Below are 24701 nucleotides of genomic sequence, written 5' to 3'. Positions count from 1 at the left end.
TCGCCCGCCAGCCCGCCGGCGGGCGCATTGGCGACGACCCCGCCCACGACCGCAGCCCACGACCTCGACTCGCCGGCTTCACCATCGAGGACACCCTCACCCCGACGAGTACTCCCCCGCCAACGCACTCCCCCACACCGCGCCGGGCCTCGCTTGCCGCGCCGGCCCCTGCAGTTCGGCGGATGCCGGAGCGGTCCGCGCAAGACTTGCGCCCACGGATGACTGCCGCCGCGCCGGTCCGCCGTCCGGCTCCGGCGGGCGCTGCACCGGCGCGGGGTCCGGCGTCCGGTGTGCAGCGGCTGCTCGCGCAGTCCGAGCGCAGTAAGGGTGGTGTGCGGTGAGGGTGCCGATCCGTCACATGGCCGGGCATCTGGTGTGGTCGACCCACGCCAGCGTGTGGGCCGTCTACCGCCTGCACCCCGGCCCCGACACACACGGCCGCCGGGCCAAGGTGCGAGAGAAAACGCAGCCGGGCAACACTCTGTTCGGCGCACACCGGCAGGCTAACGCCCCCATCCGTCAGCTCGCGGAAGGAAGATGCTCGCACGCCAGCGGTTCAGTACGCAGCCCGCGCGTTTGCACGTTCTCACCCCGGCCGTGCGGGCTGCGACGCTGCTACGAGCGTCAGGGGCTTGGTGCTCAGGCTGGCACTTGCTGGCTGTCTCGCCGCACGGTTGCGGCGGAGTCGCTGCGCGCATACTAGGTGTAGCAGTACCGTTTTGGGCGGGGGCATCGAAATGGGGCGGACATGCTCGGGGAAACATTAACAGCGCTGGCCGCAGCGGGTGGGACCGCAGTGGTGCAAGCGGCGGGCACGGATGTGTGGGTGGATTTCCGGCAGCGGGTGGCCGGCTGGTTCGGCTGGTTCGGCTGCGGAGATGCTCAGCGCGAGCACGAGGAATTGGGGCGGCTCGACCAGACCGTGGCCGTTCTGGCGGCGGCCGACCTCGAGGAGCTGCAGCGGGTGCGCGACCGCCAGGAGGCAGCCTGGCAGACCCGCTTCGAGATACTGCTGGAAGGCCTGGACCAAGATATGCGTGAGCGGGCCGCTGACCGGCTCCGCGCCCTGCTCGGCGGGTACTCCCAGTCCACTGGGGGAACATCGTCCGGGGCAGGCGGACTGGCCGTGGGCGGGAACATGACTCTCCGAGCCGACCGCGGCTCGCTCGCCACGGGAGTGCTTCATGGAGGTGCTCACATCGGCCCCCCTCCGGGGCCGGATCCGTCCCAGGGCTGAACGGACCGGCCTCTGACAGCCCTCGAGATCCCAACTCCTTGCCACGCGGAGGCCTAACCGCCTGGGCCGACAACCACAGCCTCTCTATAGGTCATGTCAGCCACGTGACCTACAACGAGTCGACGTCCGGCGGACCGGGCCGTTCGGTCAGTACTTCGTCATCAGCGGCTCCCGGACGGCCGATCAGCCAATTCGCCGATCCCCACTCTCTCGAGGTACACCGGGTGATCGATCTCGGTCCCTCCGAGGGAGGCTGGCTGGGACTGCCGCTCTTGCCTCCCTACATCACACGCGCGCACGACGCCCGGCTGCATGATCTCGTGCAACGCGCTGTTGCGGGTGTGAGCCAATTGACGGTGCTGGTAGGGGAATCCTCATCCGGCAAGACTCGGGCTTGTTGGGAAGCCGTGCAGGGCCTTCCGGCTGGGTGGCGGCTATGGCACCCCTTCGCCCCCGGCCGACCAGAAGCCGCTCTGCGTGACCTGGCACATGTCCGCCCCTGTACGGTCGTGTGGCTCAACGAGATCCAGCACTATCTGCTGACAGCGACGAAGGCGCTGGGTGAGCGCGTCGCCTCAGGACTGCACTCCCTTATGCACGATCCTGACCGGGCTCCCGTGCTCGTGCTCGGAACGACCTGGCCCGAACACTGGGCCGCTCTCACGACCCCGCCCAGGGACACGGAGGCGGACCACCACCCCCACGCTCGTGCCCTACTCACCGGCACGGGCACAGCCCTCGTCGTGCCCGACCGCTTCGGCGAAGCCGACCTACGGTCGCTGCGGACGGCGGCATACAGCGACCCTCGTTTGGCCTACGCCGCCGAGCACGCAGAGCACGGACACATCACCCAGTACCTCGCCGGCGCACCCGCCCTGATCAACCGCTACCGGACCGGCCCTCCAGGCGCGAAAGCATTGATTGAGGCAGCCATGGACGCACGGCGTCTCGGACACAGCCCAGCGCTGCCCCTCGCCCTCCTCGAGGCCGCCGCGAACGGCTACCTCACCGACCACCAATACGACCTGCTCAGCGACGACTGGTTGGAACGCGCCCTCGCCTATGTCGCCGCACCCTTGCACGGCACCCGCGGCGCGCTCACTCCTGTCCGCCCCAGCGGGACGGACCCAGCCTCGGCCCACCACCCCCACTACCTGCTGGCCGACTATCTCGAGGACTACGGCCGTACCGCGCGTAGCATCACCACAGCCCCCGCTTCCCTGTGGTCGGCCCTCACCGAACACGCCACCCGCACCGACCTACCGCTGCTCGCCGAGTCTGCCGACCACCGTGGATTGAAGAGAACGGCGCTGCAACTCTGGACCGCAGCCGCCGCAGCTGGCACCAGTAGATCCACCGCCTATCTCAAAGTGGCGCACATCCTGGTAGAGGCAGGCCGCGCAGAGGAAGCATCGGCATGGTTCCGGCGCGCCTGCGAACTATATTCTCACGTGCCGGAAATGAGTAACCCCGGCTTGTTGTGCTGGGTTCAGGACAGGCTGACTTACGCCGGATACCCCCAAGAATCAGAAGTAGACGACACCGCATATCGGATAAGTGTCGCGACAAACGGCAACAGATTCGTATTGGCTGCTTTCGTAGCGCGACTCCGTGAGACACAAGAGATGGATTCGATTCTCTCCTGGCTGCGCACTGCCACTGAATCAGGAAACCTCGACGCCACCCACACCGCCATAGAAATACTCATTAAAGCCGACCGAACCACCGAGATCCGCAGTTGGATTCAGTCCGCCGCCGAAAAGGGGCACTTCGAAGCAGCGGCTCAAGCGAGCTACGCCGCAGCCGAACTGCTGCAGGAAGCTGGCCGCATTGACGAAGCGCTCACATGGTACAAGCACGCTGCCGACAGCGGCCACCCGGAAAGCACAGTGGACGCAGGTTTCAAAGCGGTCAAAATATTGAAGGAGCACGGCCGAATCGACGAAGCCCTCTCTTGGTACCAACGCGTCGCGACGGCTTCTGGACTCCGACCGTGGAATCGCGGCATGTCCTGCCTCGCAACCGTTGAGGCGGCCAAGATGCTCCAGGAGGTGGGCCGGTCGGGGGATATGCCCGCCTGGTTGTGGCAGCGTGCCGAAGCAGGGGATCCCATGACCATGACCACACTCGTCGAGATTCTGGAGGAGGCCGGCAAGGAGGACGAGCTGCTCGCCTGGCTTAAGAAATGCGCGGAAGACGGCAATCCATTCGCCATGTGTTTCCTGGCCCATGGCTCCATTTCTGGTGTGGCCAAGAACTGCGAACTCTGGATTGAACGCGCCATTACATACCTCCAGAGCCCTGAGGGGACACACTCCCTTCAGCAAAGAATGAAAGAGTATGACCCTGAGGGAGATATCTTTGCAGGATTTACGACACTAGGAGTGGCAGTGGAGCTCCTGGAAAAGTCGGGTCGCGCCGATGAGGCTGCTACCTGGATACGGGACCGCGCCGAGGGGGGTGATCCTGTCGCTGCCAAAGAACTCGCCTCGAGGCTAGAGAAGGCGGGGATCATCACCAAAGCACTGGCCTGGTATCAGCAGGCTGCAGAATGCGGCGACCATTCCGCGATGTACGAAATGGCCAAACTTCTAGGGAAATTGGGACGAACAGAGGAGGCCATATTTTGGTACCGGAAAGGCGCAGAAAGAGAGCGATATTTCCGGATTACCGACGAGATTGCCTCGCTGCTCGAAGGGCACCGCCCCCACGAAGCTGAGAATGTCAAGCGATACGGATTGGAACCCGACGGCTCGCTGTCCAAATGGTGGGAGGCATTGCCGCCACGGTGAGGCACTCGCGCCACACGGCAGGACTTCGAGAAGCGGCAATTTGATCAGACACTCATGGGGTTCTCGTCGAGGACGTAGTGGACGTGCGGGCCGCCGAAGTAGCCGCGGACGATGTGCGGTTGGCGCTGTCGTCTGCGGAAGAAGCGGCGGGTCTCCGCAGCGAGTTCGGACTGGTCGCGGGCTCGGTGCTGCTTGGGCAGGCTGTGTTTGAGGTCGGCGTTGACGAGTTCGTCGGGGTTGAGTACGGGGGAAGGACGTGGAACTCGACGTCGTCGCGGTGGGCGGCGAGCCAGTCGCGGACCTTCTTGGACCGGTGAGCCGAGTGCCCGTCGACGACGAGGTGGACCTTGCGGTCGAAGTGGCCCGGCCAGCCGGTCCAGGCAGCACATCACCGCGGCGGTGAAGCTCTCGGTGAAGACCATGAAGTGCCTCCGGCCCCTGGTGCTGATCGCGGACATCGCGTTGACCGAGATCCGGTTCCCGCTCCGCCGCACGACGGGAGTCCTGCCCTTCTCTCCCCAGGCGCGGCCGGTGACCTGGTCGGAGCGGATGCCGACCTGGCCGGCGAAGAGGATCTCAGCGGCCTTCGCCTCGCGCGGATCTTGGGCCAGGTCTCCTGGTGCTGGCGCCGGACGGCCTCGGAGTCCTGCTCGACGGCCGCCTGTCGGGGCGCTGGAAGGACAGCCCCCAGCGTCGCAGGTACGTGCCGACCCCCGGTTCGGTCAGCCTTACCCGGTACAGCTTCGCGATCAGGTCACCGATCAGTCGCCGCGCCCACACCCGCCCTGTCAAGCCCGTCACAGGGCCGGTGATCGAGGACCGCCTGCCGCACGGCGGCCTGTTCGGCCTCCCCGAGCACCTGGTGCACCCCGACCGGCTTACCCCGCCGGCGCATGACCAGCGCCTCCCGACCGCCGGCCCGCCACTTCGCCCACCAGATGTCGACCGCCTTCAGCGACACCACGCAGACCACCGCCACGTCCTCACGGTCCCGCCACGCCACCAACGCGGCCACCGCCCTCAACCGAAGGGCCTCCTGCGCCGACGGCGACAGATGCCGCGCGTCCCCCACCAGATCGCTCACACCCGACCAGCGCCCCAGAATCCAAACTGTTTCTGATCAATAACGGACATTGGTCCTGGGCGAGAGGATCCTGCCGTCCTGGCCGAACGTCGAGCTGACGACTCCTGCAGTCCGATCGGCATCCGCATCGTCGAGGAAACCGGAGATGTTGTAGATGTCCCTGCGGGCCCGCTCGATCTCGATGGAGGTCGTCTGCCAAACCGCCCTGCCCGAGGCGACCCGGTCGGCACCAGGTTCGCGTGATCCACAGGGTCACGTTCGCCCGCTTTTGAGACCCACCGACATCCTGAACAAACCCAAATTCGGACGAGCGGGAAAAGTCGTAGTTCTACCTAGTTATACCTCATGAAGCGGTCACCTTTGATGCACTTCCCATCCTCACATAGATGTCTTACGATCATGATCGATCTGGCCCCTTGGAACGTAAGGACGCATTGTGGGAAATCTTGTATCAATTCTCAGGAATGTGGCTACGGTCGGCACCGCCGCCGCTGCGGCCGTAGTCCTGACAGCCACGCCCTCCCTCGCTGGAACGGACGTCACCGTCTCTTCATACGTGTGCACAAATGTGGCCTGCGCATACGAGGCCGCAAGAGCAACCTTCATTTCCGACGGAGACGACTGGAAGGTGTGCGACAAATACGCCGACGGCGACCGTGCCAAGATGTCCGTCACCTATACCAACGGCAACGGCAGCATCGCGACCTCCTACTTGGAGGCCACGGGCGGCGCCGGCACCTGCGTGACGGGCGGAGTCGGAGTCAACATTCCAGAGGGCAACCGGGTGACGGTTAAGGTTTGGCACCAGAACGGCGCTGGCGGGACGCCGGAGGACGTCGAAACCGGCTACGGCTACGCGTAAGCGCGGCTGGTCGCGTCCTCCTCACCGACGAACGTTCGCCGCAGCGGTGACGTGGACCGCGTCGGGCAGAGCGCACCGGATGGCCTCGGCGTAGGTCGCCGAGCCGTCACGGCATACGACTTCGATGCCCGGATGCTCGCGCAGCCAGGCTTCCAGGGTGTCGGCCGTGCGGCAGGCAACATGTCGATCCGCTCGTGGGTCTCGGCGTCGATGATCACGATGGCGTACCGGTGGCGCCGACGCAGCGCAAAATCATCGACGCCGATCACCCGGGACAGCCGCTCGATGGGCAGCGGGATCTGCAGCAGGGCGCGCAGGGCCGTGTGACGCGACAAGCCCACCGCGAGTATCGCCAGCAAACGCGCCCCGGCTCGGCCCGCTGACTCTTCACCACGGCCTTGACCTGCCTGGTCAGGCGAGTCGTACACCGCTGGTACCGGTCCAGCACTCCAGGCACCTGTTCGCGGAAGGTGTGGCGGCAGCCGCGGGTGGGACACACCAGACGCCGCACCCGCACACGGACCACCACTCGACGCCCGTCGACCGGCACATCCGCGACGGTCCGCCAGTGATGGCCGTGCACGCGTCCCGACGCCGCCCCGCACACCGGGCAGGCCGCGGTGTCCTGCGGAGTTCGTGCCCGCACCATGATCCGCTCACCCTCGTCAGCCACGTCCTCGACGACCAGTGGCGAAAGGCCCGAAAACACTGTCTGCACAAGCTCGTTGACATCCTTCACGTGAAGGCCAACGACCCTGACCACCCTCCGTCACCACCGAATGTGAGACAGGGCCGTTCTCTTTACAGTCCCGCCCTCGCCGCTTGACAAACGACATTAGGAATCACTGCCAGCACAGCAACCCTCGACGATCCACGGCTAACCGCGCACGAGGTCGTAAAGGGTGTTGCACAAGGCTCTGAGCTGGGCATTTTCTGACGCGGAGGGGTCCTTCGGCCCCGGCTGTCCGATTCAGCTGGGGCCGACGAAGCGAGGAACTCCTCGTGGCTTGCGAGGCGAGGGCAGGGTGGTCTATCGGGGTAGTGGTGCGCCCTCGGCGAGCAGCCGCAGTGTGGACATGGACGGAGTAAAGGCGTACACCATGCCCATGGTCTTGAGGAAGCCGCGCATGTCCACGGTGCCCTGGGGGCCGGTCTCGCCCAGTTCGAACCGTGCCTCGCCTCCGGAACCGCAGACGTTGTCTCTGCCGGTGGGTGCCCCGGGCTCCCCGGGCGTGAAGTCCGCGGCGTTGGCCCATCGTGCCTGAACATGCTCGAACTGTTCCTCGAGCGATGTGCCGTAGCAAACGAACAGCAGGCCGCGCTCCTGCCCGTCATCGGGCTGACCCGGTGCGAGGGGCGGGCCGTACGGGATGCCGCGGCGCAGCATGCGGTGGCTGCGCGTGTGGATGGTCGGGTCGGCATGACGTGGGTTGGTCTTGCGCGTGTGTGAAGCGCAGGGTGTGTCCTGGCCGCGCGGGTCGTTCCGGTAGTCGAAGTCGTTGAGATCGCTCCCGATACCGGCCACCGGATCGGACGGCCTGGCAAGCGGCGTACCGTCTGGATTCCGGCCGACCACGCAGGCGGCGAGCCCGTCGAAATCCAGCGCGGGAGTGAAATTCTTCGCCGCCTCCGCAATGGCCGCGCGCCAGCTCGCCACGTCCTGGTGGAGACGGCGCACCACCTGGAACGAGCCGTCCTTCATCCACGTCGGCCCGGTGCGGTTATTGCTGCCCTCCTCGCACGGGTATCCGAAGACGAACTCGCCGGGCGCGATGAGTTCGGCCCCCAGCCGATTCTCGCGAAATCCGGGTTTCCGGGGGTCCTCGCGATGGAACTGACCGACTCCGGGCTGGGAGACGCCGTCTTTGAAACCGAAGTGCTCATGTCCTCGAAGCTCGCCCGGCAGGGTCTCGCCGTTGTCCTGGCCCACCAGGATCATGCCGTGGGCATTGTCCGCCGCGGCGATTTTCTGCAGCTTGTTGTCCAGGTCTTCCTTGGTGTCCGCGGCAACCACCACGACCGCGTGCACGGTGTTCTCACCGGAACCGAACACCCACTGAGCCGGGTCGTCGCCCACGATCGTGGCCCGCCCGTCGGCGCCCGCCCGCAGCGCCTCGAAGGCGTACAGATCCTTCTCGACCTGCTCGGCCTGGACCGAGACCTCCATCAGCCCCTGATAGGTGAGGGACAGCCCCACCCAGGTCGCACCTTTGTCAGGGTCGTGGCCGTAGGCGCGGCGGGAGAGGGAGAACGCCTCGTTGAAGCCCTCCACTTCGGCGGTCACCGAGACGGTGTTCAGCATCACCGAGAGCCAACCGCGTGCGCGGGCCGCGTCCGGGAACCGCAGGTAGCGGAACGTCATGTAGTCCTTGTGAAACGCGGCCAGGATATTGCCCTGGATCTCCGTGGACGTGCGCAGCGGCGGCGTGGGCAATCGCTCCACCTCTGCCGTGAGCGTGGGTCTTGCTGGGCTGGTGACCATGCTGACTCCTTTCCCTGGACGGCCTGCTGATCGGATACGGCGGAAGGCACCGCGCCGGCGGTGCCGATTGTGGAGTCGAACAGCCGCACCGTGCGGTGCTCGATGGACCGGAGGCGCTCAAAGGCGGCGCCTGAATCGGACCAGCGGGGAGATCCTTACCTCTCGCTCCAGGCCGACTATCCACTTTCCTGCGGACGGTGGCCGCCCATATCGGTGATGCCGGTGACTGGGCCGCTGGGCGGTGACCTTCCACCGGCGCCATCGCCCTGTACCAGCGGTACGGCTTCACCGTCGCCGAGTCATGGGACGACCGAGACGACCTGGTGTGCATGCACCACGCCCCATCACCGGCCACCACCCAACACTGACGACCACCACAGCCACCCGGGGGAACACCGGCAGCGCTCACAGCGCCCCGAAAAGTCGTCCGCGCGTCCCGGTGCCCGGTGGCCCGGCCGCGGTCCGTCTCGGACTCCGCGGAGTCCGCCTGACGGCAGGGGGATCTTCACCGGGTGAAGGAATACAGCCTGTCGACTTCCCGGAAGTCCGCGGATTCGTAGAGAGCGTCGGCTGCGGTGCGGTCCCGCTCGTCTCCGGGCGGAGCGTCGTCGTCCACGTACAGGATCACCTCTGCCGCGCCCATCCGGTGCAGCGTGTCCAGGGCGGTTCCCAGCAGGGCCCGGCCGATTCCCCGGCCGCGTGCGACGGGTTCCACGCCGATCCACCGCAGTACTCCGACACCGTGGACAGGGCTGTCGATGGTGGCTTCGGCGGCCATCTCGTCGTGGTCGGTGACCTGCAGATGCCGGGTGGTGGGGGTGAGCGTTCGGGTGGCGTGGTGGTCGAGGCGGGGAAGGTCGTGGGCGGGAAGGGCACGGTGCATGTAGCGCCACAGGGCCTCCCCGCTGAATCCGGCCGCCGCAAGGGCCTGGCGGGTGGCCGGGCGGTGGCGTGCCGGGAGGGCTTCCAGGCCGAGGGTCAGGGCGGTGGCGAAGCCGAAGGCGTCGAGGGAGCGGGGGCCGGGCTCCTGTACGGCGTGGTCGATCAGGGCTCGGGCGGTCGTCCCGTTCTCACGGCAGTGCAGCCACAGGATCACGCCGTGGCTGTCCTTGGGCCGCGCCGCGCAGGAAACGACGCCGAGGACGGTATCCGACGGGTCGACGGCCACACACGTGACGGGACCCTCGAGGTCGGACCACCAGTGCGCGTCCGTGGTGGAACGGCCCTCGAGAGCGTCCTCGAGCATCGCCGGGGTTGCGGCAGGCTGGCCGGCCATACGGTCGGCATTGATCAGATTCAGCACTGCTGTCCGGCCGGCCCCGGCGTAGGGGCGCAGGATGAGGACACGTACAGGAGTCACACTGACGACCCTGCACAGCATTCCGCTCCCGTGTCCAACAACGGCAGAGACATGGACGCATCGGCGCTTGCGGCCCTGCCGTGCGCGCCCGGCACAGCAGCTCACAGCCCGGCTGGCATCGAGGTGCCGCCGTGGTCCACCACCCGGCCCCGGACGCGCACCGACACCGACACCCCATGACAACTCTCGAGGACCCCAGCGCCCGGCACGCACTGCCACACCGCCCCCGCCACCGAACACACGGACCGCGCCGAACAGCGCACGGTCGGCGGTGAGGGCGGCGCACTGCTGCTCCACCAGCCCGAGGGCCACAGCACGCGAACTCCTGAAGTTCTCCCGGACCGCCGCCCCCGCCCAGCCCCACGCCCCGCAGACGGAAACTCGAACCCGGCACGAGACCGGCCGTCCCGACGACAGGTGCGTCAGCGTCGTCGTCGGGCCCTGGGAAGACCGGGCGCAGATCGAGACACGAGCACCCACACTGATCAGTGACGCTCTGTAATAGGCGCTGGCGCTGTCCGCCGTGTCAGTGTGCTCCGGTCCTTGGCGGGGTCCGGCCAAGATGCCTGCGAAACCCACACGGCATCCCGACGTCGGCTTCACCAAGCCCGTCCCGGAGAACGACACCGGGTCACTGTCCTGCGGGCGTCCCTTCCGTCCGCGTGACGGCGAGTCGGATTTCGCCGAAGTAGGCCAGGTCCCAGGCTGCGACGCGGGTGGTGCCGGGCAGGTCGGGTCCTGCGGAAGAGATGCCGGGGCGGTCCCACGGCCGGTCCAGGTACGGGGACCAGATGTGCGCACGAAGCCGGGGATCGCGGACCCGGGCAAGGAGGCGGTCCCGCTCTGCCGCCGCCTCAGCCGACAGTTCCCGCTCGCCGTCGAAGAGGCCCGGTGCCAGTGCCAGGGCCGCTGCTTCGTCAGGGCCGGGCCGCAGCCGGTCGGGGCCGTGCTTCCCGCGGATCGCGGTCAGCAGCGCGTCCCGGAGGGTGCCGTCGGTGACGACGCGGAAGGACACGCCGACGGTGAACGTGCCGTCCTCGAGACCGGACACGATGTCGGCCGGCCCCAGGCCGTGCCCGGTGAGCACGGTGGCCAGTTCATCGCCGGTGACCGTGCGGCATGCCTCGGCCACCAGGTTGGAGCCGGGCCGTGCGCCGAACGCCCGCGAGAGGGCCGATTCCGCGGCGAAGTCGAACTCGAAGACGGAGCGGGCGAGGTCCAGGCTCCAGTCGAGGGCGAGACAGATCTGCAGCAGCGCGGGCCGGCCGCCGTCGCCGTCCGGCCCCCACGTCCGCCGCAGCGAGTCGGCGTCATCGAGCGTTCCCCACACCCACTGGTCGTAGACAGCGCTGTTGACGTAGTACAGGCCGTACTCGGCTCCGGGGTCGAAGCCATCCACCGGCTTGCCGAGCAGCACCGAGAACGCTGCCGTCAGATCCTGCTCCCACAGATCAGTCATCCCGATCATCGTAGTCGAGCAGCCCAGGCACCCAGACACACAGGACCATCTGCGGCCGGCCGGACGGCGCGGTCAGGACGGGACGGTGAGGTCGAGGCGGATGCAGTGCGGCTGAGCTCTCCAAAGGGCATACGGGCCCGGGCTCGTCGGCGCTCGTCCCGACCGGTCCCGGAAGTCACCCCGGGCGAGGCCATAACCTACAACCGCAGCCGCGCCGCAACCGCCCTCCACCGCAGGCCCGACCTGTCCCTGTTGTGCGAGAAGCACACCTGCACGGCGGCTTCCTCGACAGCCTGCGCGAGATCAGCGCCCGCCCCTCACCCTGTCGGCGCCACCTTGAAAATCCCGGTAGGTGACACACTCTGGTCAAGCGCCGGTCTCGTCAGCCGAGGTGATGGCGCTCAAGGCCCGGGCGGGTTCCCGGAGAGCGGCCAGCACGGTGGTCGCCGGGTAGGGCTGACCCGAGGTCAGGCCCGTGGGGACGGGGGCTATCGGGATCAGGAGGTCGGCCTCCTCGCCGTGCAACCAGATGGCGGTCAGATTGAGCGCGGGGACCGTCAGGAGGCGGACCCGCATGTCCTGGCCGGCCACCTCGGGGAGGTCGGCGGCGGTGCGCAGCGCGGTGACGGTGCCGGTGACGTACGGGCCGCGGTTGAAGAGGGCGAAGCGGTGTTCGCCGGTGTCGGTGAGCACCGTCATGGCCGAGGAGACGACCTGTTCCTGGTCGCTCAGCAGGTAGCGCCAGCCGGTGAGCCGGGCGGCGGCCATCGGGTCGGCCCCGAGGACGTCCGGCAGGTCCAGGACGTAGACCTCGTGCGGATCGGTGGGAGTCAGGTCGGTGGGGTCCGCGGCCCCGCCCAGGGCGGACAGGTTCGCCCCGGCATGGGGACCGACGGCGCGCAGCTTGCCGCTCACGGCCTCGGTGGCCTCAGCGGGCGGTTCGGAGTGTTGGAGAGGCATGTCGACCCCCATTCACTTGGTGAAGTAGGTGTGCGTCCAGGAGCCGGAGCCGAGGTACGCGGTGGTGAACACGTCGTAGTCGACGTCGGAGACGCCGGAGACCGGATCGTCGACCTCGATCAGGTCGCCGGGAGCGAAGCCGGTGATGGCGACGAAGTGGGCGCCGCCCGCATTCCAGGCGGTGCGGGCGCACACCGGCTGGCCCGCCCGGATCTCACCGTGCAGCTGTTCGCGGGTCACGGTTCCGCCGGTCATGGTGTCGAAGTGTCCCACCCGGCTCAATGGCGCGTCGAGCACGTGGGGCACGTTGCATGGGCCGGATGCGCCCGAGCCGCAGCAGTCGTCGCGCGCGAGCTCGCCGCTGGCCACGGCGCACTGCGTCCAAGTGCTGCGGGCGTCGTAGTAGCGTGCGATGCTCACGGACGTGGCGGCCCAGCACCAGTTGGTCTGGGTCTGACTCTCCATCACGAAGTTGAGGCGGACCGTGGGCTCGGGCAGCGACTCGTTCCAGAACGTAGTCCACACGCGGTTGTCGAATCCGATCACGAACACGTCGAGCTGCCCCGGGAACCGGGACACCGCGTCGACCCGTTGCCGCTCGCGATCGAACACCGCGCCGCCGGGCAGCGGGAAGAAGTCCCCGTTCCAGCCCGAGTGCTCATTCCAGAACGTCGTCCACACCCGATTGTCGAAACCGATCACGAAGACATCCAGCTGCCCGGCGAACCGGGAGACGGCGATCGCCTGCTGCTTCTGATGGTCGAACACCGCGCCGCCGGGCAGCGGGAAGAAGTCGGCGTTCCAGCCCGTCTGCTCATTCCAGAACGTCGTCCACACCCGATTGTCGAAACCGATCACGAAGACATCCAGCTGCCCCGGGAACCGGGACACCACCGCAAGCTCCTGCTTCTCGTGATCGAACACCGCCCCGCCCGGCAGCGGGAAGAAGTCCCCGTTCCAGCCCGAGTGCTCATTCCAGAACGTCGTCCACACCCGATTGTCGAAACCGATCACGAAAACGTCCAGCTGCCCCGGGAACCGGGACACCACGGCGACCCGTTGGTGCTCCCGGTCGAACACCGCGCCGCCGGGCAGCGGGAAGAAGTCCCCGTTCCAGCCCGAGTGCTCATTCCAGAACGTCGTCCACACCCGATTGTCGAAACCGATCACGAAAACGTCCAGCTGCCCCGGGAACCGGGACACCACGGTCACGTCCTGTCTGTCGCGATCGAACACAGCTCCGCCAGGAAGCGGGAAGAAATCAGCATTCCAAGCCATGGCATCCTCCGGGTATCCGTCGGTGCTCCTACCGCGATGGTCCTGTGGCCCCGCTCCAGAAATCACCGATTGCGCCCGAGACATTTCGGAGGCACGATCCCTCCACTGAGCCTTGTTGAGATTTGTATGATCAATCGCCTCTCGGCTCAACGTCTCAACAGGTTCGGGCAGAGACAAGGGGGTAATTCCAGCCTGCCCCCGGCGCAGACTTTCCGCATCCCTGCCCCGGCAAGGTACAGCGGGGGTGCCTGGCCCAGCCTGAGCCGTAGAAGACCGATGGAGTGGCCGGACACGTCGTGATCGCAGCCGCGGTCGGCCAGGGCCACGTCCGGGCGGCGCCGCGACCGACCGCGCTTTGCCCCGCACCGGCGGCACGGCCTTGAGGAGCGGGATCAGCCGAGTCACGTCGTTGCGGTTGCCGTCGACCAGGGTGCCGGCAAGCGGGACGCCGACGGCGTCGGCGATCAGGTGGTGCCTGCCGCCCGATCCGCCCCGGCCGACGGAGCTTCGTCCGGTCTTGGAGCCTCCTCCCACGCCCGAACGTGGGAGCCGTCGACCGCCGCCCGAGAGAAGCCCAGGGCGTCGCCGCTGCGGATCTGGGCGAGCAGGACTCCGTGTATCCGGGACCGGACCCGGCCCGAAGTCCATTCGGGAACCGAAGCCAAGTCCCTGCGGCAGATGTACCCAGACGATCCCGATGTGCAGTACGCACTGGACGCCCTCGAACACCAGTTGCTCCGGATGTCGCCTGCGTCCCGGATGCCGGGTCCGACGCTCCCCACAGCTGGGCATCGACTCCCCATGGCTTCGGCCCCGCCACCCCGCACCCCCAACCCTGGTCTGAGGAGTCGTCATGCCGCGAGCACTGCGCCGCGCCCTGCGACCGGCCCGTGCGACTGTCCGCCCGCCCCCTGGACGCCCTGACCATGCCCTACTAGCTCGTCGTTGGGCCATATGAGTGCAGCGCGGCGAGGACATGCGACAGATGTGATCCCTCACTTCGCTCCCGCGGAGATGCGGCTCTGTCCGTACTTGGTGATCCTTAGGACGCGGGAACGAAGCGATCACATCTCCGAGACCTGTGGGACGTCGCGACCGGCAGGATGCGCACCACCCTTAGCGGACACAACGGCGAGGTATTGGCGATCGCCTTCAGCCCCGATGGTCGCACACTGACCAGCGGCGGGTACGACACGACCCTGCAGCTATGGGACCTGACCACCGGCAGGAGCCGCACCCTGACGAGAAGCACGCAGGCCGGATCCCCGCCGGACTGGCATCGTGGGAACACACTCGACTGGCATGCGGCAGGTGGCACCGTGCACGAACCCGTCATCGACTACCAGGCTGTCTTCCGCGCCCTGCCTGCCGGCATCGCGCTCCTGACGCCCGAGCTGGTGTATGCGGACGTCAACGAGGCGTATCTCTCCCTGTCCGGGCGGCCCCGCGATCAGCTCATCGGCCGCTTCCTGTTCGACGTCTTCCCCGACAACCCGGACGACCCCGACGCCAACGGCATGCGTAACCTCTACGCCTCGCTGCGGCGCGTGGCCACCACGGGAGAACGCGACACCATGGCCCTGCAACGCTACGACGTAGAAGACCCCGAGCGTCCTGGCGTCTGGCAGGAACGCTACTGGAGCCCTGTCAATGTCCCCGTCCTCGCCCCGGACGGCACCGTGGCCCTGCTGCTGCACCGCGTGGAGGAAGTCACCGAACTCATCAAGGCCCGCGACGCCAGCGGGATCGGTGACCGTGCCCGGGTTCTCGAGGCCGAGCTCTACACACGCGCCCGCGAACTCCAGGAGGTCAACGAACGCCTACGCCAGGCACACGCTCGCGAACGCGAAGTCGCCCTCCACCTCCAGCAGGCAATGCTTCCCGCGCCCAGCCCCCTCGGGCACCACCGCGCCGCCGTCCGCTACCGCCCCGCCATCGGCGCGCTGAACGTCTGCGGCGACTGGTACGACCTCGTGGACATACCCAGGACCGGCCGCACAGCCGTCGCCGTCGGCGACGTCGTCGGCCACGGACTCCGCGCGGCCGGCGTCATGGGCCAGCTCCGCAGCGCCCTGTCGGCCACCTCCCACGTAGCCAGCGGCCCCGCCCAGGCCCTCGAGGTCCTTGGCCAGTACGCACGATCCCTCGACGGAGCCGAGTCCACCACCGCGGCCTCCGTCTTCATCGACTGGAACGCCCGCACGCTCACCTACAGCAGCGCCGGCCACCCGCCGCCCGCGCTGTGCCACCTCGACGGCACCGTCACCTTCCTCGACCAGGCCACCGACCCGCCGCTCGGCGCCCGTCCCGAACCCGTCCCCCGCCCCCAAGGCGTCACCTCCTTCACCGACGGCTGTGTGCTGGTCCTCTACACCGACGGCCTCATCGAGCGCCGCCACGAAGACATCGACGCAGGCCTCGCCCGGCTCGCCAACACCCTCGCACGTCACCACGCCACCGACCCCGACACCCTCGCCGACATCCTCCTGGCCCACCTGATCCCCGCAGCGGGCCTCACCGACGACACCGCCCTCATCGTCATGCGCCTTTGACGGGCGCGTCAGCGCTTTCGTGCAAGTCGCCTGGTCTCATTGGATGCTGAGCCGGTCCTCGAAGAACAGTGAGAACTGGTTCAGGGCCTCTATACAGTGTGCGGCGACATGGTTCGCGTCGCGCGCTTTGGCGTTGCGGGTGGCTTTGCGAAGCCGTGAGTTTGATCGATTCGACCAGTGCCTTCGCCGACACCGGATACACGGTGCGGCTCGTCCTTGGCGCCGACGCGCGGCTACGCCGAGGCGGTCGCGGCGCTCGATCCGGGCCTGCACGCGACCGTTCTGGACTCCGGCAACGCGGGCACCGCCACCGTCATCACCTTCTCGACGGTGTTCATGGTGCTGCTGACGCTCGTCGCGTCGCTCGGTGTCTTCAACACCGTTCTCCTGAACACCGGTGAGCGGTGCCGGGACCTGGGCATGGTCAAGTCGATCGGGATGACCCCCGGATGACCATCGCCAGCGCTGCACATCGCATGGATCACCAGTCAGCACCAGCTTCTGGAACCCACCCAAGCCGGCCGACACCGGCAGAGGTCATGCCGGACGCCGCCCAGGCCGTTCGGGGGAAACGCGAGTGGTATCGGGGGCGTATCCCTCCACCGTGGCATCTCTTGATGGGACGAAAGGGACACATGATGCCGCTCTACCTGTCAAGGTTCAGCTATACGCCGGAGACCTGGTCGAAACTCATCGACCACCCCGAGGACCGCGCAAAGGCAGCCCGGTCGTACATCGAGTCCGTCGGCGGCAAGCTCCATGGCTTCTGGTATGCGTTCGGCACTCGCGACGGCTACAACCTGTGGGAGGCCCCCGACAACGTCTCCATGGCCGCGGTCGCCCTGGCGATCAGCGGAGGCGGCGCACTCAGCTCGTTCGAGACGACCGTTCTCCTCACCATCGACGAAACCATCGCTGCCCTCCGCAAAGCAGGGCACGTACAGTACCGGGCTCCCGGCAGCCAGGAGTGAAGCCGGTCGGGGCCCGGCGGATTCCAGCGACCGTCGCAAGGTGATCACGCGCAGCCGGTCGGTTCCAACAGCGGGGGCGCCGCGGCCTCCGGCTCGGGCGGACCAAGCCTCCGCCCGCCGGGAACGAAGGCTTCGTCGCCAACGACGACATCGGTCTGGCGCTTCTCCCCTCAGCACACACGAACCGTCAGATCGCGGATCCTCGGTCGTCTCCCCGCTCGCGGTAGGTGGCCACTCGCTCAGAAGAAGGCGGAAGACCTTGCGATGCCGTGGACTACGGGTGAAGCGGCCGGACGGCGCCGACTATGACGCTCCGCACCTGGCCAGCGCGGTTCGCGCCAGCCCGCGCAGCCAGGCGTGGGCGTGGTCGGTGTCGTAGCGCTGATGCCAGGACAGGTATATCGGCGCCGACGGCAGTTCGAGCGGGAGGGGGAGCACCACCAGGCCCAGGTCGGCGACCGCTGACCGCGTGGTGGCCTCGGGGACGCTGATCAGGATGTCGGAGCCGCGCGCGAACTCCAGCGCAGCCGCTTCCGTGGGCGCTGTCGCCACCACGCGACGGGAGAGGCCGAGCCGCGCGAGGGCGTCATCGACGGCATTGCTGAGGTTTCCACGTCTCGAGACGGTGACATGCTCAGCGGCGGCGTAACGCTTCGCGGTGACGGTCCTGACGCGGGTGAGGGGGTGCCCCTGCCTCACGACGATGACGAGGCGGGTCTCGCCGACGTTCTCGGCACGGATGTCCGGTGCGCCCGGGCGGTTGGCGTTCGCCTCCAGGTCGACCTCGCCGCGCCGCAACTCGGGGGTGTCGATGCTCGATTCCGCGACGAAGCGCAGTCGCACGCCCGGCGCCTGTCCGCGTACGGCCGCGAGCAGCGCGGGGCCGCTCAAGGCGACCAGGGAATCGTGCCAGCGGAGTGTGAACGTGCGCTCCAACGTCGCCAGATCCAGTTCACGGCTCGGTGCCAGCACCCCCTGGACCTGGTGCAGCAGCTCATGCACCTGTTCCCGGACGGCGATCGCATACGGCGTCGGGGTCATCGTGCGGCCGGTGCGCACCAGGATCTGATCCCCGGTCGTGCGCCGAATCCGGCCCAGACTCCGGCTCATCGCGGGGGCGGTGACATGCAGGCGCGCCGCCGCCCCGGCCACGCTGCCCTCCTCCAGCAGCGCGTCGAGGGCGGCGAGCAGGTTCAAATCCAATTGCATGCGAGTAATCCTAGTGGTGCCTGACATGCATTTGAAGTTAATCGCGGGGCTGCATACCGTTGAGGCGAAAGCGCAGGAAGCAACGCGCAGTTGGGCCATCGACCGGCCTCAGCCCCCTCCTCAGACGGGAATGCCACCATGTCCGAAACGCTCCAGACCACTGACGTCGCCGTCTCCGACGCAGACCTGCTCGCGCATACCGCGATCGCCGTGCGTGAGGCGGGTTCGGCGCTGCGCGAGCGTTTCGGCGAGGTCGTCCGCCACCAGACCCGCGAAGAGCTGATGCGCGCGCTCGCCGTCAACGACGACGTGGCCCTCGATATCCTGCGCCCCCGCCTCACGCGTCTGCGCCCGGACGCCGGCTGGGTGGAGGACGAACTGGACGGCGGGGCGCTGCCGCCCGGCGACTGGTGGGTCGTGGATCCGGCCGAAGGCAACGTCAACCACCTGCACGCCCTGCCGGAGTGGGCGGTGACCGCCACCCTCGTGCGTGAGAACCAGCCGGTGCTCACCGCAGTCCACCTGCCGTTGACCGGCGAGACCTACACCGCGCTGACCGGCGCGGGTGCCCAGCTCGACGGCCGGCCGCTGCATGTATCCCACACCGCGGACCTCGGCCTGAGCATCGTGGCCACCAGCCAGGCCCGGCCGGACGAAGACGAAAAGGTCGTGCGGCGCGTCGGCTCCTCGATCACCGCGATGCTCTTCGACGCGCTCGTCGTGCGCGCCGCCGTGCCCGCAACCCTGCACCTGCTGAACGTGGCCGCCGGCCGGATCGACGCCTTCTGGCAGTTCGCCGGTGCCCGCGCGGACCTGCTTCCCGGAGCGCTGCTCGTCACCGAGGCCGGCGGACGGATCTCCGACGCCGAGGGCCGCCCGTGGACCCCGCAGAGCCAGAGCTTCCTGGCTGCCGCGCCCGGCGTCCATGCCGAGGCCGTATCCACGCTCTCGCGTTGACCGCGCAACCCAACCCGCATGCACGGAAGGACCAGATCATCATGACCACGATCGCAGTTCTCGGAAACGGCCGCGTCGGCGGCAACCTGGCCGCGGCCCTCGCCCGGGCAGGACACGAAGTGACCGTGGCCGACCGCACGCCGGGCGCCGCCGCCGACGCCGCCCGGACTGCCCGGATCGTCATCAACGCCACCCCGGGCGCCGGCTCGCTGGACCGGCTCGCCGCTCTGCGCGAAGAACTCCGGGACAAGATCCTCGTCGACGTCTCCAACGCCACTACCGACGGACCGGACGGACTGCCCGCCGATCTGATCTACCCCGGCTCGAGCCTCGCCGAACAACTCCAGGAAGCGCTCCCCGAAGCGCGCGTCGTCAAGACACTCAACACCATGCTCTTCCCCGTGATGACCTCGCCCGCCACGCTCGCCCAGACTCCGACCGCGTTCCTCTCCGGCGAGGACCTGCAGGCCAAGCAGACCGTGCGCGAACTACTCATCGACCTCGGCTGGCAGAAGGAATGGATCACCGACCTCGGCGGGATCTCGACCGCCCGCGCCGCAGAGGCCGCGATCCTGTTCGTACCGCACGTCATCCGGTCCGCCGGATTCACACCTTTCGCGATCTCCATCGCCCGCTGACTGTCGAGCTGCACTGGCTGGAGGTAGCCGGAGACAGCGCGTGGCATGGATGGTTTTGCAAGTTCCGCCAGGCGTGGATCCCGGCCATGTAAGCGGCGGCAGCCTCGATGATGTCGGCCCACCGCTGACGCCCGAGGACCAGGAAGCCGTCTGGGTTCCAGGGGCGGGACTCCGTGGGCAGTCTATTTCTGAAGGTGCCGAGGGTGATGCCGAGGGCAGCAGCGAGCTCTTCGGAGTTCAGCACGTACTCCCGGCGTCCGGCCCGGATCATCAGTCCCCTCTCCTGTGCGTCGGTGTAGGGCGGCGGCTTACCCAACTGCGGCTGCGCGAGCACGGGTTGTTGCACGTCAGCGGAGACGGCACAGTGCGCAGTCGCGCACGACATCAGCCCAGCCGCTCTCGCCCGCACACCGAACTGGGAAGCGACGGCTGGCCGCGTCTGAGGCCTGGTCGTAGAACGAACGGCAGACAAGCCTGGTCTGTGGGTGACCGTGTCGAGGCGTCAAGAACGCCGTGTTCCTGACTTTCGCATGTGCAGCAGGCCAGCGAGCCAGGCTCCGCCCAAGAAGCCGCAGGCGGACTCGATGAATCCCCTCGGGCCCTCGCCTCCCGTCACAAGGTCGATGACGTAGAGGGCCGCGAGCAAGGATCCGAAGAGGAAAGGACGAGGGAGGCGGTACCGAAGTTCGGCTGTGGCTTCACACTGGCTCCTACATCTACGGGGGTTGGAGAAGGCGGGCCCGCTGGTGTCCGAAGGGCGGCCACCGGCGGGCTGATGCTGACGGGTTGGTTTCCAGCGGTCAGGACCTGAGTGAGCCGCACGCCAGTCGGTAGGCTTCCTGGATCCAGGGCTCTTCGGCATGGGGGTCCACGTCGCAGGCCAGGGATGCGCCGCTGTCGCCGAACCAGGTGGTCACACTGCCGTAGACGTCACGGCCGGGGCAGGTAACGGTGAAGCTCGCGTCGACGACCTGGACTCCCCCGGCCTCCACAAAGCGCCCCGCGCGTCCGAGGGAGTCGGCCCTGACGGGGTGGCGCCGACGATCGGCGGACTCCTCACCCGGCGCAGCCAGTTGCTCGACGTCCCACCACTTGAGGTGCCTGGCGAGTGCGGCAAGAACCTGACGCTCTGACACACGGTCATCGCTCGTGCTGACCTGGGGCACTATGTTGCGCACCAGGCCCAGGTGGAACGTTACCGAGCCGTCGTCCTTGCGGACGTTCACGACGGGCGAGACTTCGGTGAGCCGCCAGTCCCGGTGCAGCGAAATCCACCGGACAGCCCCGCCCCCGCAGGACGGTATGGATGCGGTGGCCTTCGTCTCGGCCTCGGCTGTCTTCGTCGCCGCCGACCTCGCCGTCGCAGCCGTACAGGCCGCCATCAACGGCACAGCCGCGCACAGCACCGCTGCCATCGCCCACCCACGACGCCATGTCGTCCTACTGCATGCCATTCGCTGTCGTTCCGCTCGTTCTCGTACGGGACCGGGCCGTTCGGACATCGGGGTCCAAGATCCGGATCCTGTGAGAGTAAGCGCTCTGACCAGCCAAAACAACGCCTGTTATCCGGAGGTGACGCGGACTGTGGTCGGGCTTGACCGTGCCGCACAGGGTGGTGGTGCCGAAGACGGAGGTGACGTTGCGTGCGTCGTCCTGGGCGAAGGTCAGATCCTGCAGCGGGTAGCCGTGGATGTCGTCGGTGACCTGGATCCCGGTGAGGCGGCGGGCGCCGGCCTCGAAGAAGTCGTGACGAAGGCCTGCTTCCCGGACACACCGTCGGTGCCGAGCCTGAGCTGGCGCAGGTCGCCCTGCGGGGACAACGCCGCCGCCTGCAGATATCCGGTGGTTCCCCTCGACGTGAGCTGCTGTCTGGTGGCGTTGACTGCTGGTGAGTTGTAGCGGGTGTCGTAGGCCTTGATCTTCTGGATGTAGGCCTTGCCGGGCGCGAAGGCCCCGCCGTCGTCGCAACGTGCCACGGCCGGGGGCCAGCAGAACGTCAAGGCGACTGTCCCGCGAGAACTCCGGCACGGCCCGAGTGAGAGACCGGCTCGGGAAGCGGCACCGGCAGTCGGAGAACGCCGCTCTCGCCCTCACGGCTGCAGACGGGCATCAGGGTGCGGCAGAACATCGGCGAACTGCTGGTCTCCCGCTGCCCATTTGCCGACCTGCCTCTCAACAGCCGTTTCTTACAGTCGTGGACATCCCCCGGAGGCCCGGCTCCCCCAGGCCTCCGAACCCGCAAGTGGCGTCCAGTGTTTGGAGACACCCAGATGCGTGCCCTTCCCCGACGTGTCCTGCTCGCCGCTCCCGCCGCCGTCCTGCGCTCGTCGCGCTGCGCACCACGCTCCCCTACTTCCTGGGCGCGGTGGCCGGGGACCAGGCGGCCATGCAGCAGCAACTGACTGCTGCTCGGCGGGCGCTGCGTCGGCTGCAGGGCGAGCTCAAAGCAGCCGAAGGTCTCAACCGGGACGTGGACGCCACCCTCCAAACACTCTTGCGGGAGGTGAGAAACGCGCCCTGCGGCGCTGCGCCACATGCCTACTTTCCGGGCCGCTGTGGCGCTGGAGGCTGTCCTGGGAATGCGCTCCGTACAGTGACTGACCTTGCACGGTCCTGGCCCCTTGGTGGGCAGCCGTTCCCGTTCTGGACAGGCAGGGTCTTCCGTGAGGCAGGACGTAGCGGAAGGAGTTGCTGTGGATTGCGGCGATGTGGACGGCTGTCACTCCTACGCGGAGTTTCTACAAGAGCTCGACGGACGGGCTTTTGCCGAAGTGCAGCGTGCGGACACGAAGGCGACGACCCTGTGCGGGGTAGCCGGTGGCCTGCTGGCTCTGTCTGTGGCTGCGCTTACGCAGAAGACAAGCGTCGCCTTGGGGGCGGTGTTTGTGCTGGCTGTCAGCTGTCTTCTGCTTGTTACTGCAGTGGGTGCTGCGCTGCTGGCGTTGCGTCCGGTGCTGCCGACGGGTGGGCTCCGCAGGGTACTGGCCGGAGAATCGTGTGGGGATGGCGGATGCGGTTCTGGTACAAGTAGTCCGCTGACCAGCCTAGTTGTCAGGCAGGAGAGAGAAGAGCTCCGGCTGCAGGCTTTGTCTCAGTTGGCTGACAGGAAGCTCCGCTTGGTCCGCTTGGCTGGCGACCTTGTCCTGGTGGCTCTACTGGTGGCCGGAATGGGACTGTTGAGCAGTTGCGCATTCAATTGAGAGGATCTCAACGTATGTGATGAACCACCCAAATCGCACCAGGGGGACGAGTGTATCAGCCGCCGCGGGTCCAGGTGATCGGCGAAATGCTGTGGAGCCGCCTGCGAGCGCTGACGCCACAGCGCGTGCGCCCGGCACGGAGCGTGCTGCTGCGGCAGGGAGATCCTGCAACGCACGTGATCCTGCTGGACTCTGGTTCAGCGCTGGTCACGCTGGCCGGGGCCAGTGGGGGGCAGGCGCTTCTGGCCGTACGGGGGGCTGGCGAGCTGCTCGGCGAGCTGGCCGTGCTCGACGACAGGCCGCGGACAGCCACAGTCATCGCCGCGGAAGCCTGTCACGTGCACATCGTGCCGGCTCCTGAATTCCTCAAGTTCGTGAACACGCACGAGCTGCTGCCCCCTTTGCTGCGCCACGCCATCGCTCGGGTACGGGAATCAGACGCGGTCCGGTTCGAGCTCGCCACGGCATCCGTTCCCGTGCGTCTGGCATCGGCTCTCTGCCGCCTGGTCGAGGCCTCCTCAACCGTGTCGGCGCAGCATTCCGTTCCTTTGACCCAGGCTGAGCTGTCCCAGTTGATCGGCGCGTCCCGAAATGCTGTCGGATCGGCTCTTCGACCGTGGCGGGAGGAAGGCTGGGTGCGTACCGCGTCAGGCGGCGGGCTGCTCGTCTGCAACATTAGTGCCATTCAGTCACACGCACAGATGCAGACGTGATGCGCAGCATGCCGGGCATGCCCACTGGTGGGCACCGGCGTCGGCTGGACCGCAGCAGCATGGGGCACTCATCTGACCGCTCGTGCTGAAAGGCCGGTGCCCGCATGTCTTCGTCGCCGCACCCGGAAGAAACCCAGATTCCCGCCGAGTTCGCCCTGCTGGCTTTCGACATGGAGAAGTACAGCCAGATCCCCGAAGCGATGATGGAAAGCACGCGGTCCGACGTGGACGTCATCGTGGCCGGCGTGCTCGCCGACTGCGGACTGCCGGATCCCCAGACGCTGTCCCACTCGTACAAGGACGGTGGGGACGGCGCAATCCTGCTGTTCCCTCCCGAGGTCCTCGCACGGATCATCGACCCCCTGCTCGGGCGCCTCAGTGCCGCCTTGAGGCACTATGACCAGCGACGGCTGGCCAGCAGTCCCCTCGTGCGGCTGCGGGTGGCCGTGCATGCCGGTCCCGTGACCGGGCCCGAGCTCCGCAGTGGCAACGCCCTGGTTGACGTCAGCCGGCTCCTCGACAGCCAGGCCGTACGTCAGGCTCTGCAGTCAGCGGCTGACACCGGCTCCTTCCTCGCCGGTGTCCTGTCCGAGACCGCCTACCAGCGGTGCGTCTACGGCGGCTACACCGCTGAGCTGGCGCCCCTGCACTTCGCGCAGGCCACCGCTCGGGTCAGTGACAAGCCGGGCTACCAGGCGCAGTGCCATCTCCACGTGCCCGGCATGCCCGGCGTTGCCATCACGCCGTACCTGAGCGGGGAGCCAAGCCCGGGTTCGTCCGGGGCCGGTTCCTCTGCCGCGCCCGGGCCGTCCGGCGCCGCTCCGTCTGCAGCATCCGCCTCCCAGGGCGGCGGCATTCAGTTCCACGCACCGCTGTACGGGGCCACGGTGGGCGGTCACATCGAACGCGTGCGCAACACGTATCCGCATCGCTGACCGGTATCCGCG

At 67.7% G+C, this 24701-nt stretch carries 22 protein-coding genes and 4 pseudogenes; 12 read left to right on the top strand and 14 right to left on the bottom strand.

What is annotated here, in order from left to right; genetic code table 11:
• Nucleotides 1-826 precede the first annotated feature (826 nt).
• Together ACZ6SQ_RS12855 and ACZ6SQ_RS12850 are read left to right on the top strand one after the other, a co-directional pair.
• Complete coding sequence (locus ACZ6SQ_RS12855) at nt 827-1237, top strand: hypothetical protein (protein WP_469560167.1); 411 nt, start codon at nt 827-829, stop codon at nt 1235-1237.
• 509 nt (nt 1238-1746) lie between these two features.
• Nucleotides 1747-4029 carry a tetratricopeptide repeat protein gene (locus tag ACZ6SQ_RS12850; protein WP_469560165.1) on the top strand — a complete coding sequence of 761 codons (2283 nt, stop codon included), beginning with the start codon at nt 1747-1749 and terminating at the stop codon, nt 4027-4029.
• A gap of 44 nt (nt 4030-4073) precedes the next feature.
• Here ACZ6SQ_RS12850 and ACZ6SQ_RS12845 read toward each other — a convergent pair whose 3' ends face one another.
• The 4 genes and pseudogenes from ACZ6SQ_RS12845 to ACZ6SQ_RS12830 all read right to left on the bottom strand — a co-directional run bounded on the left by ACZ6SQ_RS12845 (nt 4074) and on the right by ACZ6SQ_RS12830 (nt 5113).
• Entirely contained in the window at nt 4074-4451 is a 378-nt protein-coding gene (locus ACZ6SQ_RS12845) for a hypothetical protein (protein ID WP_469560163.1), read from the bottom strand.
• Between the two features lie 6 nt (nt 4452-4457).
• Nucleotides 4458-4580, bottom strand: a pseudogene (locus tag ACZ6SQ_RS12840) (IS630 family transposase); the annotation flags it as partial.
• Nucleotides 4581-4605: 25 nt separating this feature from the next.
• Nucleotides 4606-4809, bottom strand: coding sequence for a helix-turn-helix domain-containing protein (locus tag ACZ6SQ_RS12835; RefSeq protein ID WP_469560161.1), 204 nt, complete (start codon nt 4807-4809; stop codon nt 4606-4608).
• Nucleotides 4784-5113, bottom strand: a complete 330-nt coding sequence (locus ACZ6SQ_RS12830) for a hypothetical protein (protein ID WP_469560159.1) — start codon at nt 5111-5113, stop codon at nt 4784-4786. The genes ACZ6SQ_RS12835 and ACZ6SQ_RS12830 overlap by 26 nt, the downstream gene beginning before the upstream one ends.
• 436 nt (nt 5114-5549) lie before the next feature.
• Between ACZ6SQ_RS12830 and ACZ6SQ_RS12825 the strand changes: the two genes are divergently transcribed.
• Nucleotides 5550-5975, top strand: a complete 426-nt coding sequence (locus tag ACZ6SQ_RS12825; protein ID WP_469560156.1) for a hypothetical protein — start codon at nt 5550-5552, stop codon at nt 5973-5975.
• A 45-nt stretch (nt 5976-6020) separates the two neighbouring features.
• On the opposite strand, the pseudogene ACZ6SQ_RS12820 reads toward ACZ6SQ_RS12825, so the two are convergent.
• From ACZ6SQ_RS12820 to ACZ6SQ_RS12795, 6 genes and pseudogenes are all read right to left on the bottom strand, one after another.
• Nucleotides 6021-6714: pseudogene (locus ACZ6SQ_RS12820) on the bottom strand (ISL3 family transposase); the annotation flags it as partial.
• 291 nt (nt 6715-7005) lie between these two features.
• A complete protein-coding gene (locus tag ACZ6SQ_RS12815) occupies nt 7006-8457 on the bottom strand; it encodes a Dyp-type peroxidase (RefSeq protein WP_469560153.1) in 1452 nt (483 codons plus the stop codon).
• Between the two features lie 505 nt (nt 8458-8962).
• A complete protein-coding gene (locus ACZ6SQ_RS12810; RefSeq protein ID WP_469560150.1) occupies nt 8963-9817 on the bottom strand; it encodes a GNAT family N-acetyltransferase in 855 nt (284 codons plus the stop codon).
• Nucleotides 9818-10448: 631 nt separating this feature from the next.
• A complete protein-coding gene (locus ACZ6SQ_RS12805) occupies nt 10449-11276 on the bottom strand; it encodes a hypothetical protein (protein WP_469560148.1) in 828 nt (275 codons plus the stop codon).
• 366 nt (nt 11277-11642) lie between these two features.
• Nucleotides 11643-12236: a hypothetical protein gene (locus tag ACZ6SQ_RS12800; protein ID WP_469560145.1), complete on the bottom strand. Its 594-nt coding sequence runs from the start codon at nt 12234-12236 to the stop codon at nt 11643-11645.
• Nucleotides 12237-12248: 12 nt separating this feature from the next.
• The gene (locus ACZ6SQ_RS12795; protein ID WP_469560142.1) at nt 12249-13691 is read right to left on the bottom strand and encodes a DUF8189 domain-containing protein; all 1443 of its coding nucleotides are present in this window, start codon (nt 13689-13691) and stop codon (nt 12249-12251) included.
• Between the two features lie 926 nt (nt 13692-14617).
• Between ACZ6SQ_RS12795 and ACZ6SQ_RS12790 the strand changes: the two are divergent.
• Together ACZ6SQ_RS12790 and ACZ6SQ_RS12785 are read left to right on the top strand one after the other, a co-directional pair.
• Nucleotides 14618-14716, top strand: a pseudogene (locus tag ACZ6SQ_RS12790) (WD40 repeat domain-containing protein); the annotation flags it as partial.
• Nucleotides 14717-14833: 117 nt separating this feature from the next.
• Nucleotides 14834-16066, top strand: coding sequence for a PP2C family protein-serine/threonine phosphatase (locus ACZ6SQ_RS12785; RefSeq protein WP_469560264.1), 1233 nt, complete (start codon nt 14834-14836; stop codon nt 16064-16066).
• Between the two features lie 36 nt (nt 16067-16102).
• Here the strand turns inward: ACZ6SQ_RS12785 and ACZ6SQ_RS12780 are convergent.
• Nucleotides 16103-16286: pseudogene (locus ACZ6SQ_RS12780) on the bottom strand (IS256 family transposase); the annotation flags it as partial.
• On the opposite strand from ACZ6SQ_RS12780, the gene ACZ6SQ_RS12775 reads away from it, so the two are divergent.
• Both ACZ6SQ_RS12775 and ACZ6SQ_RS12770 read left to right on the top strand, forming a co-directional pair.
• Nucleotides 16283-16519 (top strand): hypothetical protein, encoded by a 237-nt coding sequence (locus ACZ6SQ_RS12775; protein ID WP_469560140.1) that lies wholly within the window; start codon nt 16283-16285, stop codon nt 16517-16519. The pseudogene ACZ6SQ_RS12780 and the gene ACZ6SQ_RS12775 overlap by 4 nt on opposite strands.
• 185 nt (nt 16520-16704) lie before the next feature.
• A complete protein-coding gene (locus ACZ6SQ_RS12770; protein ID WP_469560261.1) occupies nt 16705-17037 on the top strand; it encodes a GYD domain-containing protein in 333 nt (110 codons plus the stop codon).
• 303 nt (nt 17038-17340) lie between these two features.
• On the opposite strand, the gene ACZ6SQ_RS12765 is transcribed toward ACZ6SQ_RS12770, so the two are convergent.
• On the bottom strand, nt 17341-18246 hold the full coding sequence (locus ACZ6SQ_RS12765) for a LysR family transcriptional regulator (RefSeq protein WP_469560137.1): 906 nt from the start codon (nt 18244-18246) through the stop codon (nt 17341-17343).
• A 138-nt stretch (nt 18247-18384) separates the two neighbouring features.
• Here ACZ6SQ_RS12765 and ACZ6SQ_RS12760 point away from each other — a divergent pair, with 138 nt between their 5' ends.
• Nucleotides 18385-19203 (top strand): 3'(2'),5'-bisphosphate nucleotidase CysQ, encoded by an 819-nt coding sequence (locus ACZ6SQ_RS12760; RefSeq protein WP_469560135.1) that lies wholly within the window; start codon nt 18385-18387, stop codon nt 19201-19203.
• Nucleotides 19204-19244: 41 nt separating this feature from the next.
• On the top strand, nt 19245-19841 hold the full coding sequence (locus tag ACZ6SQ_RS12755; RefSeq protein WP_469560132.1) for an NADPH-dependent F420 reductase: 597 nt from the start codon (nt 19245-19247) through the stop codon (nt 19839-19841).
• An 800-nt stretch (nt 19842-20641) separates the two neighbouring features.
• Here the strand turns inward: ACZ6SQ_RS12755 and ACZ6SQ_RS12750 are convergent.
• Nucleotides 20642-21256, bottom strand: a complete 615-nt coding sequence (locus tag ACZ6SQ_RS12750; RefSeq protein ID WP_469560131.1) for a hypothetical protein — start codon at nt 21254-21256, stop codon at nt 20642-20644.
• A 249-nt stretch (nt 21257-21505) separates the two neighbouring features.
• Nucleotides 21506-21817, bottom strand: coding sequence for a hypothetical protein (locus tag ACZ6SQ_RS12745; RefSeq protein ID WP_469560128.1), 312 nt, complete (start codon nt 21815-21817; stop codon nt 21506-21508).
• A gap of 648 nt (nt 21818-22465) precedes the next feature.
• On the opposite strand from ACZ6SQ_RS12745, the gene ACZ6SQ_RS12740 reads away from it, so the two are divergent.
• From ACZ6SQ_RS12740 to ACZ6SQ_RS12730, 3 genes are all read left to right on the top strand, one after another.
• Nucleotides 22466-23041 carry a Pycsar system effector family protein gene (locus ACZ6SQ_RS12740; RefSeq protein ID WP_469560126.1) on the top strand — a complete coding sequence of 192 codons (576 nt, stop codon included), beginning with the start codon at nt 22466-22468 and terminating at the stop codon, nt 23039-23041.
• A 50-nt stretch (nt 23042-23091) separates the two neighbouring features.
• On the top strand, nt 23092-23754 hold the full coding sequence (locus ACZ6SQ_RS12735; RefSeq protein ID WP_469560122.1) for a Crp/Fnr family transcriptional regulator: 663 nt from the start codon (nt 23092-23094) through the stop codon (nt 23752-23754).
• Between the two features lie 104 nt (nt 23755-23858).
• Nucleotides 23859-24689 (top strand): hypothetical protein, encoded by an 831-nt coding sequence (locus ACZ6SQ_RS12730; RefSeq protein WP_469560120.1) that lies wholly within the window; start codon nt 23859-23861, stop codon nt 24687-24689.
• Nucleotides 24690-24701 lie beyond the last annotated feature (12 nt).

The organism is Streptomyces sp. NPDC048600, from assembly GCF_055587025.1.
This window is presented reverse-complemented; position numbering and strand designations above follow the sequence as displayed.

Coding starts and splice junctions, on each gene's coding strand:
- ACZ6SQ_RS12845 (WP_469560163.1), bottom strand. CDS start 4,451: ATGGTCTTCACCGAGAGCTTCACCGCCGCGGTGATGTGCTGCCTGGAC.
- ACZ6SQ_RS12815 (WP_469560153.1), bottom strand. CDS start 8,457: ATGGTCACCAGCCCAGCAAGACCCACGCTCACGGCAGAGGTGGAGCGA.
- ACZ6SQ_RS12805 (WP_469560148.1), bottom strand. CDS start 11,276: ATGACTGATCTGTGGGAGCAGGATCTGACGGCAGCGTTCTCGGTGCTG.
- ACZ6SQ_RS12800 (WP_469560145.1), bottom strand. CDS start 12,236: ATGCCTCTCCAACACTCCGAACCGCCCGCTGAGGCCACCGAGGCCGTG.
- ACZ6SQ_RS12770 (WP_469560261.1), top strand. CDS start 16,705: ATGCCGCTCTACCTGTCAAGGTTCAGCTATACGCCGGAGACCTGGTCG.
- ACZ6SQ_RS12765 (WP_469560137.1), bottom strand. CDS start 18,246: ATGCAATTGGATTTGAACCTGCTCGCCGCCCTCGACGCGCTGCTGGAG.
- ACZ6SQ_RS12760 (WP_469560135.1), top strand. CDS start 18,385: ATGTCCGAAACGCTCCAGACCACTGACGTCGCCGTCTCCGACGCAGAC.
- ACZ6SQ_RS12755 (WP_469560132.1), top strand. CDS start 19,245: ATGACCACGATCGCAGTTCTCGGAAACGGCCGCGTCGGCGGCAACCTG.
- ACZ6SQ_RS12750 (WP_469560131.1), bottom strand. CDS start 21,256: ATGGCAGCGGTGCTGTGCGCGGCTGTGCCGTTGATGGCGGCCTGTACG.
- ACZ6SQ_RS12730 (WP_469560120.1), top strand. CDS start 23,859: ATGTCTTCGTCGCCGCACCCGGAAGAAACCCAGATTCCCGCCGAGTTC.